The following is a 17196-nucleotide window of genomic DNA, read 5'->3' as shown; positions in this document are numbered from 1 at the left end:
GATGACCACCCACCCCCAACCTGCTCCCAAAAGCGTCGCTCGCCGGCTGGCGAGTGGCTTTGCATGGAGCTCGCTCGGCACGCTGGGCTGGCGCGCCATGACGGCGGTCAGTTCGATCCTTGCAGCGCGCATCCTGGGTGTCGCCGGCTTCGGGCAACTCGGCATCGTCAGGTCCACCGCCAACATTTTCCAGACCTTCGCCATCTTCCGGCTGGGCACGACGGCCAGCAAGCACATGGCCGAATATCGCGAGAAAGACCCGGCAAAGGCAGGTCGGATCCTGTCGATGGTCCTGTTCGTTTCCGCTGTACTGTGCGCGTTGCTGGGCCTCGCCTTGCTGTTCGCCGGAGGCTGGATCGCGCGCGATATGGTCGGCGATCCGGGGCTGGAATGGCCGTTGCGGATCAGCTCGGTCATGATGTTCTTCCAGTCCTATGGCGCAGTGCGCGAAACTATCCTGGTCGGCGCAGAACGCTTCCGCACATTCGCCTGGATCAACGGCGTCAAGGGAGGGGCCACAAGCATATTGCTGGTTTCAGGCGCGCTGGTGGCCGATGTCGTCGGTGCGGTGGCCGGATTGGGCCTTGGCACCTTCCTCTATTTCGTCGTACTGGAAAGGTCGGTCCGGCGAGAGCTCAAGAATCACGACATTTCTGCTGACCTGCCCATTGCCCAATGGAAGAGCGAGCTGTCGATCCTCTGGACCTTCGCCCTGCCCGGCCTCCTGACGGGAGCGCTGATGGCGGCCTGCCAGTGGGGGGGCCGCGTCTATGTTGCCGCGGCTCCAGACGGTCTCGTGCAGGTCGGTCTGTTTGAAGCTGCAAACCAGTGGCGCACGATGGTGCTGCTTGTTCCAAGCGCGCTTGCGCTGGCGGCCATGCCCATCATCGCCGACACTTTCGGCAAGAACGATAAAGGCAAGTTCGACCAGGCCATCAGCCTCCAGTTCAACGGTATTCTCGCCATAGCCCTGCCGATATCGGTCGGCATAATCGTGTTTGGCGACTGGTTGATGCTGCTGTTCGGAAGCGACTACGCAGACGCTGCAGACGTCCTGCCGGTCCTGATGATCAGCGTGCTGCTGTTTGCCCTCAACCAGTCGCTGCGGCGAATCATGGATGGGACCGGCCACGTGTGGCGCCACTCGGCGCTTACCGTGATCTGGGCTGCCACGTTCGTGATTACTCTCGCGGTCTTGCGCTCGGAAGCAACAGCACTATCACTGGCTTGGGCCTACATGCTAGCGGAGGCAGTCATGGTCGCTCTCTCCGTTGTTTATGTGGTCGCGATGTTCGCGCGCTCCTTCCTCTTGTCGGTTGGCCTGCCACTGCTGCTGGCCGCAGGGGCGTCTACGCTTGCCACCGTTGGCCACCGGCAGGAAACGCTGTGGATGATGGCCCTCGCGCTTCTCCTGTCCGCCACGCCGCTTGGCATCTTCGCCTGGAGCGCGCGACGATGAAAAAGTATATCGTCGCGCTGGCGGACTACCTCTACGACCTGCGTCGGTTCTGGCGCCATTCGGCTTTCGGCAAGGACCCTGCCCGGCGGGCGAAACACCTCCAGCCCCGCCTTATGATTGCAGCACACGGAATCGAGAAAGGGCTGAGTTTCCGGGAGTTCGAGCCGCGACGCGGCGTTGCGAAACTGCGCAATGCCCTGTCCCTGATACGCAAGCATCGCGCCATGGGGCTTCCCGCCGACGATCCCGCGCTGGTGATGGCCCTCGATGCGATTCATCACTACCGCCAGCGCCATGCAGAGGCAGGCGTGGATATTGATGACCTTCTGAGCGATGCGGAACATCTCCATCGGAATGATGTAGACTGCGTGGAGCAGTCCGTTCGCCTCGTCGATCCGGAGGCTTTTACTCGGGCGGAGCGGGAAATCGTTCTGGCCGGAATGCGCGAGCGCCGCAGTATTCGCGAGTTTGGCGAAGGTCCAATCGACCCGGCAGTGGTCGAAGCCGCCGTCACGGATGCGCTTTCCACACCATCTGTGTGCAATAGGCAGGGGTTTCGCGCGCATTATTCTCTCGATCGGGCAACGATCGACGCGGCGTTGAGGCAACAGAATGGCAATTCAGGTTTCGGGGACCGCGTTCCCGGCCTCATGATCGTCACCTGCTCCCTGTCGATTTTCACCGCCAGCAGCGAGCGTAACCAGGGCTTCGTCGATGGCGGGCTGTTCTCCATGAGCCTGATGCTGACCTTGCACCACCACGGGCTGGGTAATTGTCCGCTGAACTGGTCGGCCAGTTTCCGCCAGGATCAGAACCTGCGAGCGGCCGTCAGCATTCCCGAAGACGAGGTGATCATCATGATGATCGCCTTTGGCCCGATGCCCGAAAAACCGCTCGCGGCCGGTTCGCGGCGGTATGATCTCGCTCATTTCCTGACGCGCCTGGAGCGCCGCGGGACTGGCAAACAATAATCAGCACCGGCGCCGCGAGGAATACCGCGGACGCGCCCTTAGAAGGAATACGAATGAAGACGCAAATCAAGAGTCCCGCGAGTTATTTGCCGCGTACTCTCCCCCGCTCAAACGGAGGAGTTGGCCCGGGCGTGGACGGCAAGCGCACCATGATACCGGCAGCAAGGGAGCCGGCATGATGCGCATCGGCGTTCTCACTTTTCACAACACGGTAAACTTCGGTGCGCAGTTGCAGACGCTGGCGACGCAGGAAATGCTGCGCAAGCTGGGATACGAGCCCGTGGTTGTGAACTACCGCGACAAGGGCAAGCTCGATGCTCTCAAGAAGATGCACGGGGAAGAGCAACGGGTCGTGCATGAACGCTTTGCCGAAAGCTATTTCAACCTCTCCCCACCATTGGACACAACTGAAGAGGTGGGCGAATACTGCCGTACGCAACTTGACGGCGTGGTATCCGGCTCTGACGCCGTTTTCCGCCTTGGCGCGCCTTACCAGCCATATCGCCTTGCCAAGCGGCTGCTCGGGCGCAAGAACCCTTTCGAGGCTTTCAGCTGGAGCGACCGCCTGCCGCCGTTCTATCTGCCTTTCGAGACTCCCGGCGTGATCAAGGGTTCGATCGCGGCCTCGTCTCGCGGAACGCCATTCTATTTCATGAAGCCGCACATGATCAGGGATGCGGGCAATGCTCTTGCCGACTTCGACTTCGTCACAGTGCGCGACGACTGGACGGGCAAGCTTGTCAGCTGGCTTTCGCGCGACCGGGCGAAGCCGCTCTATAGCCCCGATCCGGTATTCGGCCTGAATTCGGCATTCACCGTTCCGGACCATGAGAAGCCGGACATCGACCTCTCCGATGTCATCTTGGTGAATGGCGACTTCGAGGAGGAGTGGTTGCGCCGCCTGGTCGATGCCATCCGCGCGCGCGGTTATCGCGTCATGACCCTGGCCAATCCCGATGAGACGGAAAGCGTCGATTTTACTGACGGCACGCTGGACCTGCCGATGTCACCGCTGCGATGGTATGCCTGCCTGGCAAGCTGCGCCGGCTTCGTCGGAATGCGGTTCCACGCCTTTGTTTCGTGCATGGCGAACAAGACCCCGGTAGTGACTGTCGATGTGACCAAGAAACGGTGGGGCAAGGCCGATGGCCGGAATCCCAATAACGATCTTGCCCGTCGGACGGGCATTCTCGATCGCTATTTCCATCGCGACGACCTGATGGCGACGGACGCCGAGACCATCCTCGATCGGTTGTTCGATCCGGTAACGCAGGAACGCGCGAACGCCTACGTCGATGCGGCCCCCGAAATCCTCTTCGGGCACCTTCGCCGGTTCGAGCAATTGGCGTCGTCGGCCAGGAGCTGACCTTTTCCATGCGCATCGCCTGGGTCACCCGTTCCTTCCTCGACTATCGCATCCCCGTCTTTCGCGAGGTGGACGCGATGGTCGAAGGCGGGCTTCATCTCACGTTTTCCGGCAGCTACGTGCCGGAAAGCGTGACAAGCAAGGCGATCCATGTGCTGGGAGACCGGGCCTATCCACTGACCGGCGAAATGCAGTTCGGCGGAGAGGACCGGGAATATCTGGCCAATCGCAACCTCTCGATCCGCTGGCAGCCGGGCCTCGTCGGGCATATCTCCCGCCTGAAACCGGACGTGATCGTGGCCGATGGTTTCTTCAAGTGGACCCTCCCTGCCCTGATACACCGCGTTCGCTTCGGTACGCCGCTGGTGATCGCCTACGAACGGACGCGCCATACGGAGCGCAATGCACAGGGTTTGCGGACGATGTACCGCCGCCAGGTGGTGAAGCGGACCGACGCAATGGATTGCAGCGGACAGCTGTGCAAGGAATACACGGTCGAGGACCTGGGAATGGATCCGGCGCGTATCACCCTGGGCCATATGAGCGCGGATACCGAAGGACTTGAAGCTGCGGTTGACGCGATCTCCGTCACGGATCGCGAGGAGCTGCGCGCCAAACTCGGCGTTTCCGGCGTCACGTTTCTCTATGTGGGCCGGCTGCACGACTGCAAGGGTTTGCACGAAATGCTGGATGGCTGGCAGGCAGCGGATTTCGCGCCGGACACAGCCACCTTGCTCCTCGTTGGCGACGGTCCTCTCAGAGAGGAACTGCAGGCGCGCGTGGCCGGCATGCAGGGCGTGGTGATGGCGGGACGTGTCCCCTACGACGAACTGCCACCGTATTATGCCGCGGCCGATGCCTTCCTGATCGCGACGCTGGAAGACAACTGGTCGCTGGTCGTGCCGGAAGCGATGGCCAGCGGGCTGCCTGTATTGAGTTCGGTCCACAATGGGTGCTGGCCGGAATTCGTGCGAGCGGAAAATGGGTGGACATTCACACCCGAAAACACGAACGAACTGGTTTCTTGCCTGCAGCAGGCGAAGAACCGGGGAAGGCAGGGCCTGGCCGACATGGGCCGCAAGTCGCGCGAAATCGTGCAGGACTACGGGCCCGTGAATGCGGCTCGCTCGATAGTGGAGGCATGCCGGATCGCCATCGCGCACCGGAGGAGAAAGTAATGCGGCTGACGAAGATCGTTGATGCAATGATGTGGGTGTTGCTCACCCTTGCGTTGTTGAGGACCACGATCCTCGTACGGCGCCGCGATACCAGCGAATTCGCCGAGGTCGACACGTCCGCCACTTTCGCGATTTTCGTTGTCGCAAGCCTGTTGGCCCTGCTGGTGATCCATCCGCGCGGGAAAGCAGCGCTCATGCGCATGCGCGAATCCTCGGTGATGATCTTCCTGATCTACCTCGTTTACGCGGCAGTCAGCGCGGCGTGGTCCGAAAACTTCCAGTTCACCCTGTTCCGGGCCGGAGAGGTCCTTGCCGTATTCGGTACCCTCTTCGTGCTGATGGAAGGCTTTACTGACTGGCGCAAGGCAGAGCGCGCCATGCTGATCGTGCTGATGCTGGTGACTCTTCTCGGCGTCGGGCAACGCATCATCATCGGGGATTTCAGTATAGCGGGCCTCCACACCAACCTCTACAGCGTGACGGCAGGCATGGGATTCCTCTACACGCTGGCCGAAAGCCTGCGTGCCGATCCTGCAAGGAAGCGCAGGCTGCGCATCTGGAGCGGTGTGTTTCTCTTCTTTGCCATCATAGGCACCAGCGCAGGCTCGAACATCGGGATAGCCGTCGGCATGCTCGTCCTGCTTCCCTTCCTGTCGCACAGCAAGGTGATCCTCATTCCAGCCGGTCTGGGATGTCTGGGAGTGATTGCCATCATGGGAACGAGCGAGGAGCTTGTGTCCACCACGCTCCTGTCGGGTCGTTCCCTCGAGGAGGCAAGCACACTGACCGGGCGCTGGTCCCTGTGGAACGCCTATTGGCAGGCCTTCCTGGAAAGCCCCATGGTCGGGCGCGGCTTCGCCATCGTCGCCCGCCTGGGCGACCAGTTCGGCACGATCGCCACCACCAACGCCCACAATGGCTTCATCGAAGCACTGGTCGGCCTTGGCATCATCGGCTTCATCACCCTCTTGGCCTATTCCGTCCGCTTGATCCTGGAATGCATCAAGGCCAGCAGAAGCTATGTCGCGGGCGGGCTTGGGGTCCTTGTCGCCATGACGATGATAATGGTGAACAACAATTCGAAATCGATCCTGGGCGGTGCCTACGACCCGTCGGTTGTCGGCGTGTTCGCCATGCTCGCATTCTTCCACGTCTTCACCCTGCGTGCTGCCCGCGCGAAGGAAGCGGCGGCGGCATCGGGGCAGCGTACGGCGCCTGAAACCGCCGGCAGAGCCTCCGCCCTGCATTCATGAAACTGCTGTTCGTTCACAACAAGTACGGCAAGCGCAGCGGCGAGGAGATCATGCTCGATCGCATCGTGGCCCTGCTGCGGGAGCGGGGGCACGAGGTGGACACCTGGTTCGCCGACAGCGCGCAGATAACGGGCACTGCCGGCAAGTTGCGGGCCGCGGTTTCCGGAATCCGCTCGCCCTCCGCCATGCAGGCCATAGCGAAGCGCATTGCCGATGACCGGCCCGACATCGTGCAGGTGCAGAACCTTTTCCCGCTGATCTCGCCCGCCGTGCTGCCGGTGATAGCCGAAGCGGGCGTTCCGATCGTGATGCGCCTGTCCAATTACCGGCTCGTCTGCCCGAACGGCCTGTTCCTGTCCCACGGCAAGGTGTGCGAGGCGTGCACGGGTGGGCGCGAGTGGAACTGCGTGGCGAAGAATTGCGAGGAGGACCTGTTCAAATCGGCCGCCTACGCCGCGCGCAACGCCTTCGCACGGAAGCGCGGATACTACCGCGACAACGTCACCCGCTACTACGCGCAGACTCAGTTCCAGCGCGGCAAGCTGATTGACGAGGGTTATCCGGCAGACCGGATCGACGTGATCCCCAACATGATCGAAGTGGCCGAGGATGCGCCCGCATGGACGCCGGGCAGTTTCGTGGGGTTCGTCGGACGGCTGAGCCCGGAAAAGGGTATCGAAACACTGTTCGCCGCAGCGAGACGAACGCCCGACATCGCCTATCGCCTGGCCGGGAGCATGGGTGAGTACGAAGGGCGCACGGACATTCCGGCGAACGTCGAACTGTTCGGCAACCTCGGTCCGGAAGAACTTGCCGCTTTCTACCGCGAAGCAGCCATGATCGTGACCCCCAGCATCTGGTACGAAGGCTTCCCCGGCGTGGTGATCGAAGCCATGCGCCACACCCGCCCCGTGGTGGTTTCCGACATTGGCGGCCTGCCGGAACTCGTTGGCGGCGGGGAAAGCGGAATGCTCGTGCCGCCTGGCGACGATGCCGCGCTGGCAACGGCGATCGGCGCGCTGATGCGGGATCCGGCCAGGCGGAAGGTTCTTGGCGAGGCCGGGTTCGCGCGGGTGAAGCGCGAATATACCAACGATCTTTATTACAACCGGCTGATGGCAACCTACGACAAGGCATTGGCGATGAGGCACTCCACCAGTGCCCGGCGGACAGGATAGCAAGCAGTGACAGCGACTTTCCCGACAGAGCGCATGCTCGATTACCAAGTGTGCACGCTTCCGCCTGCGTCCCTTGCCCCCCATGTCGAGCATTGGCTCAATGCCGGCGACGGCACCGCGCGGCATATCGCCTGTGCCAACCCGCACTCCATCGAGGTTGCCCGCACAGACGCGGCGTTCAAATATGCGCTCGCGCGCGCCGACATGCTGATCCCCGACGGGGTCGGCATCGTCTATGCCTCAAAGTTCAACGGCGGCGACATTGCAGAGCGGGTGACGGGCTTCGACCTGTTCCAGGTGGCGAGCACTCTGGTGGCGCAGCGCAAGGGGCGGATGATGTTCCTTGGCTCTTCCGAGGACGTGCTGGCAACGATCCGCGCCAACATGGCGAGGGACTATCCCGACATCGAGGTGAAGACCTATTCCCCGCCCTACAAGCCGGTGTTCTCCGACACGGATAACGCCGCGATGCACGAGGCCGTGAACGGCTTCCGGCCAGACGTGTTGTGGGTGGGCATGACCGCGCCCAAGCAGGAGAAATGGGTGGAGGCCAACCGCGCCCGTCTCGACACCAGGGTGATCGGCTCGATCGGCGCGGTGTTCGATTTCTACGCCGGGCGCATCCAGCGCCCCGGAAAGGTCTGGCGCGACCTAGGCCTTGAATGGCTGCCGCGCCTTGTGGGCGAGCCGAAGCGGCTGTGGCGGCGCATGGTCGTTTCCGCACCGCTGTTCGTCGGTGCCGTCGTGGCGGATCGATTTCGCCGCAAATAGCGCAATTTCCCCCGCAATCGCCCACATCGGCGATTGACCGCCAAACCACATTCCAGCAAAGGGGGCCTTGCCTGTCGATTCGCATATGTGAAATCGGCTGGGTGCGCGGGAGACATCCCCGGACGTGGTCCGGGGAGGCCGAAGGAGCAACCGCCTCGGAAACTCTCAGGCAAAACGGACCGCGCATCTGGTTCAGGCACTCTGGAAAGCGCCGCGGGATACATCCGTGGCCACCGAAGGGGTAAGCGGCGCGCCATTGGCAAGGCGTCGTCAAGTCTCTCAGGTTCAAAAGACAGAGGGGGCATGGTGAAAGGGCCCGGTTTGCGGGCGCTGCCACACTGCGCCGGGAACCTGTCCATGAGTGACAACGACGATTTCGAAGACCAGCCGCCCGAAAAGCTGCCGCTCGACAGCTGGCACCGCAATCACGGCGCGCGCATGGTGCCTTTCGCGGGCTACGAGATGCCGATTCAGTATGAAGGGATCAAGGCCGAGCACGACTGGACGCGCAGCCATGCCAGCCTGTTCGATGTCAGCCACATGGGCCAGCTTGCCGTCAGCGGGGACAACGCCGCGCACGAGCTGGAGAAAATCCTCCCGACTGCCGTCGCCAACCTGCCCGAAGGCCAGATGCGCTATTCGCTGCTGCTGACAGAGGCAGGCGGCATTATCGACGACCTGATCGTCACCAACACCGGCCCGCATTTTGCGCTGGTGGTGAACGGTGCCTGCAAGTGGGACGATATCGCCCACCTGCGCGAACACCTCGACGACGACGTCACCCTCACCCATTTTGACGACTTCGCCCTGCTCGCCCTGCAGGGGCCAGAAGCGGCAGACGTGCTGGAAGCATTGGTGCCAGGCACGGCAGACCTATCTTTCATGCGCGCAGGGCTGTTCCAGTGGAACGGCCAGCACGTCTGGGTCAGCCGGGCGGGCTATACCGGCGAGGACGGCTTCGAGATTTCGATTCACCAGTCCCACGCGGCCGCCCTCGCCGATGCGCTGGTGGCAGACGAGCGGGTGAAGCCCGCTGGCCTCGGCGCGCGAGACAGTCTTCGGCTCGAAGCGGGCCTTCCGCTTTACGGTCATGACCTGACGCTGGACACGGACCCCGTCAGCGCCGGCCTCGGGTTTGCGCTGGCGAAGTCCCGCCGCCAAGACGGTGGCTATATCGGCCATGCTCCCTCGATGGCCCGGCTCGAAGACGGCGGCACCGCCAGCAGGCGCGTCGGCCTCGCGCTCGAAGGTCGCCTGCCTGCGCGGGAGGGCGCAAAGGTCTATTCCGGCGAGGCGCTGGTCGGCACTGTCACCAGCGGCGGCTTCTCGCCCACGCTCGGCCACTCCGTCGCCATGGCCTTCGTCGAAACCGAACGCGCCGAACCCGGCACGCAGCTCACTATCGACGTTCGCGGCAAGCGCTTGCCCGCGCGCGTCGTTCCCCTGCCTTTTGTCCCTCACAAATATGTCCGCAAAGGAGCCTCCTGATGCCCCGTTATTTCACCGAAGAACACGAATGGATCGACGTCGAAGGCGACAGCGCCACCATCGGCATCACCGATTACGCGCAGGAACAGCTTGGCGATATCGTCTTCGTCGAGACCCCGCAGACGGGAACGGAACTCGCCAAGGGTGCCGAGGCCGCGGTGGTGGAGAGCGTGAAGGCGGCAAGCGACGTCTACGCCCCGATCTCCGGCACCGTGACCGAGGGCAACGCGGCGCTGGATGACGATCCAGAACTGGTGAACTCCAGCCCCGAAGACGAAGGCTGGTTCTTCCGCCTGACCGTCTCCGACGCTTCCGAACTGGAAGGCTTGATGGACGAAGCCGCCTACAAGACCTTCTGCGAAGGGCTCGACTGATCCATGCGCTACCTCCCTCTCACCCAGCCCGACCGGCAGGCGATGCTGGACGTTATCGGCGCAGCATCCGTCGATGATCTGTTCGCCGACGTCCCTAATGAGCATTACCTCGATGGCCCCGTCGAAGGCCTGCCGCTGGCGGCGGGCGAGATGGCGGTGGAAAAGCACATGCGGCGGCTGTCGAAGCAAAACCTCGCCGCGGCCGATGCGGCCTTCTTCTGCGGCGCGGGTGCCTATCGCCACCACGTGCCCGCCACGGTCGACCACATCATCCAGCGCGGCGAGTTCCTGACCGCCTACACGCCCTACCAGCCGGAAATCGCGCAGGGCACGCTGCAGATGCTGTTCGAGTTCCAGACGCAGGTCGCCCGCCTCTATGGCTGCGCGATTGCCAATGCCTCGATGTACGACGGCTCCACCGCGTGCTGGGAAGCCATCGTCATGGCCGCGCGGCTGACCAAGCGTAACCGCGTGCTGATGAGCGGTGGTGTACATCCGCACTACGTTTCCGTTGCCCAGACCATGGCCCGCTTCACCCCCGGCCATATCGATTACGAGTTGCCCGTGTTGGCATCCGAACCCGGCGACGCCGCCCTGATCGGTCGGATCGACGAGGAAACGAGCTGCGTCGTGGTACAGTATCCCGACATCATGGGCCGGATTCCGGACCTGCAGCGCATCGCCGATGCCGCGCATGACAAGGGTGCCTTGCTGATCGTGGTGAACACCGAACCCGTGGCGCTGGGCGCGCTGGAAGCGCCGGGTAACCTTGGCGCGGATATCGTGGTGGGCGAGGGCCAGGCGATAGGTGTCGGCCTGCAATTCGGCGGGCCATATCTCGGCCTGTTCGCCATCACCAATCCCAAGCACGTGCGCCAGATGCCGGGCCGCCTGTGCGGTGAGACGGTGGACGCAGACGGCAAGCGCGGTTTCGTGCTCACCCTCTCCACCCGCGAGCAGCACATCCGCCGCGAGAAGGCGACCAGCAACATCTGCACCAATTCCGGCCTGTGCGCGCTGGCGTTCTCGGTCCACATGACGCTGCTGGGCGAGAAGGGGCTGACCGCGCTGGCGGCAGAGAACCACCGCCTGGCTTGTGTTGCGGCAGACAGGCTGGAGAGAGTGCCGGGCGTCAGCGTCCTCAACGAGGCATTCTTCAACGAATTCACCCTCGTGCTCGACAAGGAAGCCCGCCCCATCGTGCGCGCACTTGCGGAAAAGGGCGTACTGGCCGGTGTCGCGCTGGGCCGCCTCTTCCCCGATGGAGAGGGGCGCGAGAACGGCCTGCTCGTCACCGTCACTGAGACCGTGACCGAGGAGGACATCGAAACCCTTGCGATCGCGCTTGAGGAGGCATTGGCATGAACAAGATGAATGCAAGCGGCTGGAAGCCCGGAACGCCCGTCTCCGTCGATAACGAAGGCGATTACCCCACCGTCACCGGCAACAAGGCGCTGATGCTGGAAGAGCGGCTGGTATTCGAACTGGGCACGCGCGAAACCTGCGGCGTCGACCTGCCCGAGCCGGATGCGAGCGCGCCGAACCGCCTTGGCAAGTTCGCCCGCCGGAAGCCCATCGACCTGCCCGGCCTGTCCGAGCCGGAGACGGTGCGTCACTACACCCGCCTCAGCCGCCAGAACTATGCCATCGACCTTGGCCTGTTCCCGCTGGGCAGCTGCACCATGAAGCACAATCCGCGTCTGAACGAGAAGGTGGCGCGCATGCCCGGCTTTGCCGACGTGCATCCTCTCCAGCCGGTCGACACAATCAAGGGCGCGCTGGGCGTGATCGACGAACTGTCGCACTGGCTGATCGAGCTGACCGGCATGAGCGCCGTTGCCATGAGCCCCAAAGCGGGCGCGCACGGCGAGCTGTGCGGCATCCTGTGCATCCGCGCGGCGCTGGAAGCGCGCGGCGACATGCGCAAGGTCGTGCTCGTCCCTGAAAGTGCGCACGGCACCAACCCCGCCACCGCCGCCTTCGCCGGTTACGAAGTGGAGGACATTCCGGCAGCGCCGGATGGCCGCGTGGACCTCGATGCGCTGAAGGCGCGCCTCGGCCCCGATGTGGCAGGCGTGATGATCACCAATCCCAACACCTGCGGCCTGTTCGAGAAGGACATGAAAGCGATCTCGGACGCGGTGCACGCAGCAGGCGGCCTGGTGTATTGCGACGGTGCCAACTTCAACGCCATCATGGGCCGCGTGCGGCCCGGCGACCTTGGCGTGGATGCCATGCACATCAACCTGCACAAGACCTTCTCCACCCCGCACGGCGGCGGCGGGCCCGGCTCCGGCCCGGTGGTGCTGTCCGAAGCGCTGGCGCCGTTTGCCCCCCTGCCCTTCGTGGTGAAGGATGCAGATGGCGAGATCCGGCTGGTGGAAGAGGAGAACGTGGGCGACGAGTTCCCCGGCAGCTTTGGCCGGATGACCGCGTTCCACGGGCAGATGGGCATGTTCACCCGCGCGCTCACCTACATCCTCAGCCACGGTGCCGATGGTCTGCGGCAGGCATCGGGCGATGCCGTGCTGAACGCCAACTACCTGCTGCGTAGCCTCGACGACGTGCTGGACGCACCATTTGGCGATGCGGGGCACTGCATGCACGAGGCCTTGTTCAGCGATCACGGTTTTGCCGAGGGCATGTCCACGCTGGACGTTGCCAAGGGCCTGATCGACGAGGGCTTCCACCCGATGACCATGTACTTCCCGCTGGTGGTGCACGGCGCGATGCTGGTGGAGCCGACCGAGACGGAGAGCAAGGCCACGCTCGACCAGTTCGTTGTGGCCATGCGTTCGCTGGCGGAGCGGGCGAAGGCGGGCGACGAGACGCTGAAGTCCGCACCCCACCATGCGCCGCGCGCCCGGCTGGACGAGGCGCACGCCGCGCGCAAGCCGGTACTCGCTTGGAATGGGCAGGACGACGCCTGATCCAGCGGCCTCGCGGCGCTAACCTGGAACACATGGAACACGGTCCTGGAGTGAAAACTCCGGGACCGTCATCCTGTGCTGGCCGCGTTGGTTCGACCCGGCTTGGAAAACGATTTCGGCGTGTCTGCATGACTGGCGTCGAAGCATGACGCTCATCAGGTAGGAAAGCGGCGGCGCACCCATAGGTACGCCGCCGCCTCGGCAATCAGCAATGTCGGCTCGATCAGGCGGGGCGGCGGGCAAACACGCCGAAGCCCGCGATGATCGCGTAGCACACGATGGGGATCACCATGGCCAGCGCCAGGTTGCCCCCGGTGGCGTCGGCCACCACGCCGTAGAGCAGCGGCACGACCGCGCCGCCGAAGATGGCGACGTTGATGATGCCCGATCCGTCCGCCGCGAGCGGCCCCAGCTTCTCGCACGCGAGCGAGAAGATGGTAGGGAACATGATCGAGTTCATCAGGCCCACGGCCAGCAGCGAATAGGCCGCCACTTCGCCGGAAGTCAGCGCCGAGATGACGATCAGCGTGATCGCGCCCAAGGCGTTGAAGGCCAGGATCTTGCCGGGGCTGAACACCCGCAGCGCAGCCGAACCGATGAAGCGGCCCACCATGGCCCCGCCCCAGTAGAGGCCGATCATCCAGCCGATCACGCTCTCGGGTTCACCCAGCACGCGCTCGGTGGAAAGGTAGTTGATGACGATCGAGCCGATGGACACCTCTGCACCCACGTAAAGGAAGATGCACAGTGCGCCGTAGCTGAAGCGTGAACGGCGCAGCAATTCGTTATCGTAAAGCCACAGCACGGGGGCCGCGAGGATGATGAGCACACCCAGCCAGCCGCTGACCTGCAGGGCCACGAACACACCGATAGCGGCCAGCGCCAGCCCGATCAGGTATCGCTTGGACGACACAAGGTCGCCCTCGCCCATCGTCTTCGCATCGTGCGGCAGGCGGTTGCGGAACATCCATACGGCTGCCGCCACCAGCGCGATCAGCGCGGCAACGCCGAGGTAGCCCTGCCAGATCGCCTCGCTCTCCGCGGCGCGATAGGCCTGCAGGGCTGCGCCTTCCAGCTGGTCCGCCGAAACGTCGGCCAGGCTGCCCAGGATCACGGCTGCGCCCACGATGGGGAAGACCGTGGTGCCAAGCGAGTTGAACGCCTGCGCGAAGGTCAGGCGGCTGTGCGCCGTCGACGGCGGGCCGAGCAGGCTGATGAGCGGGTTCGCCACCACCTGTACGATCACCACGCCGCTGGCGAGAATGAACAACGCGCCAAGGAAGATGGCGTAGGTCGCCGTCTGGCTGGCGGGAATGAACAGCAGGCAGCCCACGATCATCGTGCACAGGCCCGCCACCGCTCCGCGCATGTAGCCGATCTTCTTCACCAGCTTCGCACCGGGAATGCCGATCAGCAGGTAGGCGGCGAAGAAGCAGAACTGGATCAGCATCGCTTCGGTGTAGGAAAGCGTGAACAGTTCGCGCAGCTTGGGGATCAGCACGTCGTTGAGCGAAGTGATCCCGCCGAAAATGAAGAACAGGCCGAAGACGAAGTATTGCAGGCCCGGTGCGTTTACCGGGGGCGTATCGTCGTCCACCGCCGGGCGGGGATCGGTGCTGCTGGAAACATCGGGCGCCAGGGCCATGTCATTCTCCCTTGTGGCGGCCTGCCTTTTCGCCAGGCAGGTCCGCAAGAAACGGTGGTTATGGTCTTTCGCGATTGCCGTCGCAATCGCGAAAGACCGTTATGGATACGTATTCTAGAAAGAACACTCGGTGCCTTCCGGCAGTTCTGCGCGAGAGACCTCGGCGATGCGGAAGGAAATGTCCGCTTCGGTCGCGAAAGTGATACTATCGCCCAGCGTGCCCGCACATGCCTCGGTAATCACCATCTCGCGCCACCCCTTCTCGAAAGCGTGGGCGAAGTGGGGCGTCAGGTCGACAAGGCCATCACCACTGGTGAGCGTGACAGGGCCGGAAGGGCGCGCCAGCACTTCGTAGGTGATGCGGTAGGCACCGCCGCTGTCCTCGTCCTGCGCCAGGGTCAGCTGCGATCCTGCGGCCAATGCGATCTGGCGCGAATCCTCCTGCGCGTTGCGATCGTATCCGCGTGCCGTCACGCCGCCTGCGCTGCCCAGCAGGTTAGGCAGGGTTCCGCTTCCGGCGGTCGCCGTCACGCCCTCGCCAAGGCGGCCGGAGCCGAACAGTTCGCGTGAGGGGCCGACGAGCAGAGCAGCGCAATCCTCGCGCAGCGTGCCGATGGACGAGGTATCGGTAAGCGAGCGGCCATAGCCGAAGGGGAATTGCGCGCCTTCGGGGTTGTTCAGCGGTTCGCCCTCGCATTCGGCAGGCCAGTTGAAGGACAGGCGGCCCGTCGCTTGCCTGGCGCCTGTAAGAATGTCGGCAACGCCCGCACCCTCGCTGCCCGGCAGCCACGATGCGACGAAGGCGTCCGATGCGTTGATCTCGCGGTTCATCCACAGCGGGCGGCCCGAGAGGAACACGGCAACGGTGGGAATGTCCTGCTCCTGGAAGCTGCGCAGCAGATCCAGCCCTTCCTCGTCGCGGAAGACGAGATCGGGACGGTCGCCCGCGAACTCGGCATAGGGGCGCTCGCCAAACACCACCACGGCCACGTCGGGCCGCTGGGTGAAGCTGCCGTCCTCGGACAGGGTGGCCGTGCCGCCGCTGCCCTCGATGGCGCTTTCCAGCCCTTCCCAGATCGAGGTGGCGTTGGGGAACAATTCGCGCTCAAGCTCGCGTCCGCCCTGCCAGGTCAGCGTCCACCCACCAGCCGCCTGGCCGATATTGTCCGCCGCTGCGCCGGCCACCAGGACATTGGCACCCGCAGCAAGCGGCAGGACCCCGTCGTTCTTCAGGATCACCTGCGAGCGCGCCACGGCTTCACGCGCGATGGCGCGGTGTTCGGGCGATGCGAGCAGATCGAACCGGCCGCCAACGCCGCGTTCGGAAGGACGCTCCACGTTGTCGCCCAGCAGACCGGCGCGGTATTTCACGCGCAGCACGCGGGTCACGGCCTCGTCCACGCGGGCCATGGGGACGGTGCCATCCTGGACCTGCGCGATCAGGGTTTCCATCAGGCCCTTCCAGTCGTCGGGCACCATGTAGATATCGAGCCCGGCCAGCAGCGACTGCGGGCAATCGGTGACAGTGCAACCGGCAACTTGCCCGTGGCCGTTCCAGTCACCCACGACCAGCCCGTCGAAGCCCATCTGTTCGCGCAGAACGCCGGTGAGGAGCTCCTCGTTACCGTGCATCTTGCGGCCGTTGATGGAGTTGAAGCTGGCCATGATCGCCTCGACACCCGCCTCGATCGTGGCGGGGTAGGGATAGGCGTGGATGTCCATCAGTTCGGCAAGGTCTCCGGTGACTTCGCCCTGGTCCACGCCGTTGTCCGTGCCGCCGTCGCCGAAGAAGTGTTTTGCCGTCGCGATCACGCGCCCGTCGCCAAGGAAATCGGCATCGCCGCGCGTGCCCTGCAAGCCTTCGACCAGCGCGGCGCCCAGCGTGGCGACCAGTTCCTTGTTTTCCGAGTAGCTTTCGTAGGTGCGGCCCCAGCGATCATCCTGCGCCACGGCCACGGTGGGAGAGAAGTTCCAGTCGATGCCCGTCACTTCGATCTCGACGGCGGTCGCCTGCCCGATGCGGCGCACCAGGTCCGCATCGCCTGCCGCACCCAGCGCGATGTTGTGCGGAAAGATGGTTGCGCCCACTACGTTGGTGTGCCCGTGCACGGCATCGGTGCCCCACATGGTCGGGATCACAGGCTCGCCGTTCGCCATCGGCTGCACGGAGGCATCGAACATCTCGTCGGCATAGCGCAGCCACTCGCTGGCGGGCGCATATTCATCCCCGTAGGGGCCACCGTTCCCGCCGTTGAGGTAGCTGCCGAAACGGTAGCGTTCCATGTCTTCCGGCGTGAAGGAATTGATCTGCGGCTGGATCAGCTGGGCGATCTTGCGCTCCAGCGACATGCGCGAAACGATGTCCGCGATCACGGCGTCTTCGCTGTCCGCTACCGCTGTCGGCGCGACCGCAGCCGTCGTAGTTTCCGCAGGCACGGTAGCACATGCCCCAAGGCCAAGACCCAGAGCCGCCACTGCCACACCTGCACGCAATCCAATCCCGAAACGCATTGACTTCCTCTTATGTTGGGAACGTTCACAATATCCCTACACGCAATCGCCGCTTTGGCAAGCACCTATTCG

Annotated in this window: 13 protein-coding genes and 1 riboswitch; of the genes, 11 read left to right on the top strand and 2 right to left on the bottom strand. The window is 63.9% G+C overall.

From position 1 onward, the window contains the following. Window position 1: 1 nt before the first annotated feature. The 11 genes from D4Q51_RS10005 (at window position 2) to gcvPB (ending at window position 12968) form a co-directional block, all read left to right on the top strand. Window positions 2-1459, top strand: coding sequence for an oligosaccharide flippase family protein (locus tag D4Q51_RS10005; protein WP_120077624.1), 1458 nt, complete (start codon window positions 2-4; stop codon window positions 1457-1459). Between the two features lie 113 nt (window positions 1460-1572). Next, complete coding sequence (locus D4Q51_RS10000; protein ID WP_205689482.1) at window positions 1573-2430, top strand: nitroreductase family protein; 858 nt, start codon at window positions 1573-1575, stop codon at window positions 2428-2430. 175 nt (window positions 2431-2605) lie between these two features. Continuing rightward, complete coding sequence (locus D4Q51_RS09995; RefSeq protein ID WP_120077622.1) at window positions 2606-3796, top strand: polysaccharide pyruvyl transferase family protein; 1191 nt, start codon at window positions 2606-2608, stop codon at window positions 3794-3796. Between the two features lie 8 nt (window positions 3797-3804). Next, window positions 3805-4974: a glycosyltransferase family 4 protein gene (locus D4Q51_RS09990; RefSeq protein WP_120077621.1), complete on the top strand. Its 1170-nt coding sequence runs from the start codon at window positions 3805-3807 to the stop codon at window positions 4972-4974. Then, window positions 4974-6227 (top strand): O-antigen ligase family protein, encoded by a 1254-nt coding sequence (locus tag D4Q51_RS09985; protein WP_162925285.1) that lies wholly within the window; start codon window positions 4974-4976, stop codon window positions 6225-6227. The genes D4Q51_RS09990 and D4Q51_RS09985 overlap by 1 nt, the downstream gene beginning before the upstream one ends. Continuing rightward, window positions 6224-7405: a glycosyltransferase family 4 protein gene (locus D4Q51_RS09980; RefSeq protein WP_120077619.1), complete on the top strand. Its 1182-nt coding sequence runs from the start codon at window positions 6224-6226 to the stop codon at window positions 7403-7405. The genes D4Q51_RS09985 and D4Q51_RS09980 overlap by 4 nt, the downstream gene beginning before the upstream one ends. Window positions 7406-7411: 6 nt before the next feature. Next, window positions 7412-8176 carry a WecB/TagA/CpsF family glycosyltransferase gene (locus tag D4Q51_RS09975; RefSeq protein WP_162925284.1) on the top strand — a complete coding sequence of 255 codons (765 nt, stop codon included), beginning with the start codon at window positions 7412-7414 and terminating at the stop codon, window positions 8174-8176. 96 nt (window positions 8177-8272) lie between these two features. Next, a riboswitch (glycine riboswitch) is annotated at window positions 8273-8368 on the top strand. A gap of 165 nt (window positions 8369-8533) precedes the next feature. Continuing rightward, window positions 8534-9664 carry a glycine cleavage system aminomethyltransferase GcvT gene (gcvT, locus tag D4Q51_RS09970; RefSeq protein ID WP_120077617.1) on the top strand — a complete coding sequence of 377 codons (1131 nt, stop codon included), beginning with the start codon at window positions 8534-8536 and terminating at the stop codon, window positions 9662-9664. Next, window positions 9664-10038 carry a glycine cleavage system protein GcvH gene (gcvH, locus tag D4Q51_RS09965; RefSeq protein WP_120077616.1) on the top strand — a complete coding sequence of 125 codons (375 nt, stop codon included), beginning with the start codon at window positions 9664-9666 and terminating at the stop codon, window positions 10036-10038. Before gcvT ends, gcvH begins: the two co-directional genes overlap by 1 nt. Window positions 10039-10041: 3 nt before the next feature. After that, window positions 10042-11403: an aminomethyl-transferring glycine dehydrogenase subunit GcvPA gene (gcvPA, locus tag D4Q51_RS09960; RefSeq protein ID WP_120077615.1), complete on the top strand. Its 1362-nt coding sequence runs from the start codon at window positions 10042-10044 to the stop codon at window positions 11401-11403. After that, window positions 11400-12968 (top strand): aminomethyl-transferring glycine dehydrogenase subunit GcvPB, encoded by a 1569-nt coding sequence (gene gcvPB / locus D4Q51_RS09955; RefSeq protein ID WP_120077614.1) that lies wholly within the window; start codon window positions 11400-11402, stop codon window positions 12966-12968. Before gcvPA ends, gcvPB begins: the two co-directional genes overlap by 4 nt. Before the next feature lie 223 nt (window positions 12969-13191). On the opposite strand, the gene D4Q51_RS09950 is transcribed toward gcvPB, so the two are convergent. After that, window positions 13192-14613 (bottom strand): sugar MFS transporter, encoded by a 1422-nt coding sequence (locus tag D4Q51_RS09950; protein WP_120077613.1) that lies wholly within the window; start codon window positions 14611-14613, stop codon window positions 13192-13194. 114 nt (window positions 14614-14727) lie between these two features. Beyond that, window positions 14728-17124: a glycoside hydrolase family 3 protein gene (locus D4Q51_RS09945; protein ID WP_120077612.1), complete on the bottom strand. Its 2397-nt coding sequence runs from the start codon at window positions 17122-17124 to the stop codon at window positions 14728-14730. Window positions 17125-17196 lie beyond the last annotated feature (72 nt).

The sequence above is a fragment of the Aurantiacibacter odishensis genome (assembly GCF_003605195.1).
GTDB lineage: Bacteria > Pseudomonadota > Alphaproteobacteria > Sphingomonadales > Sphingomonadaceae > Alteraurantiacibacter > Alteraurantiacibacter odishensis.
This window is presented reverse-complemented; position numbering and strand designations above follow the sequence as displayed.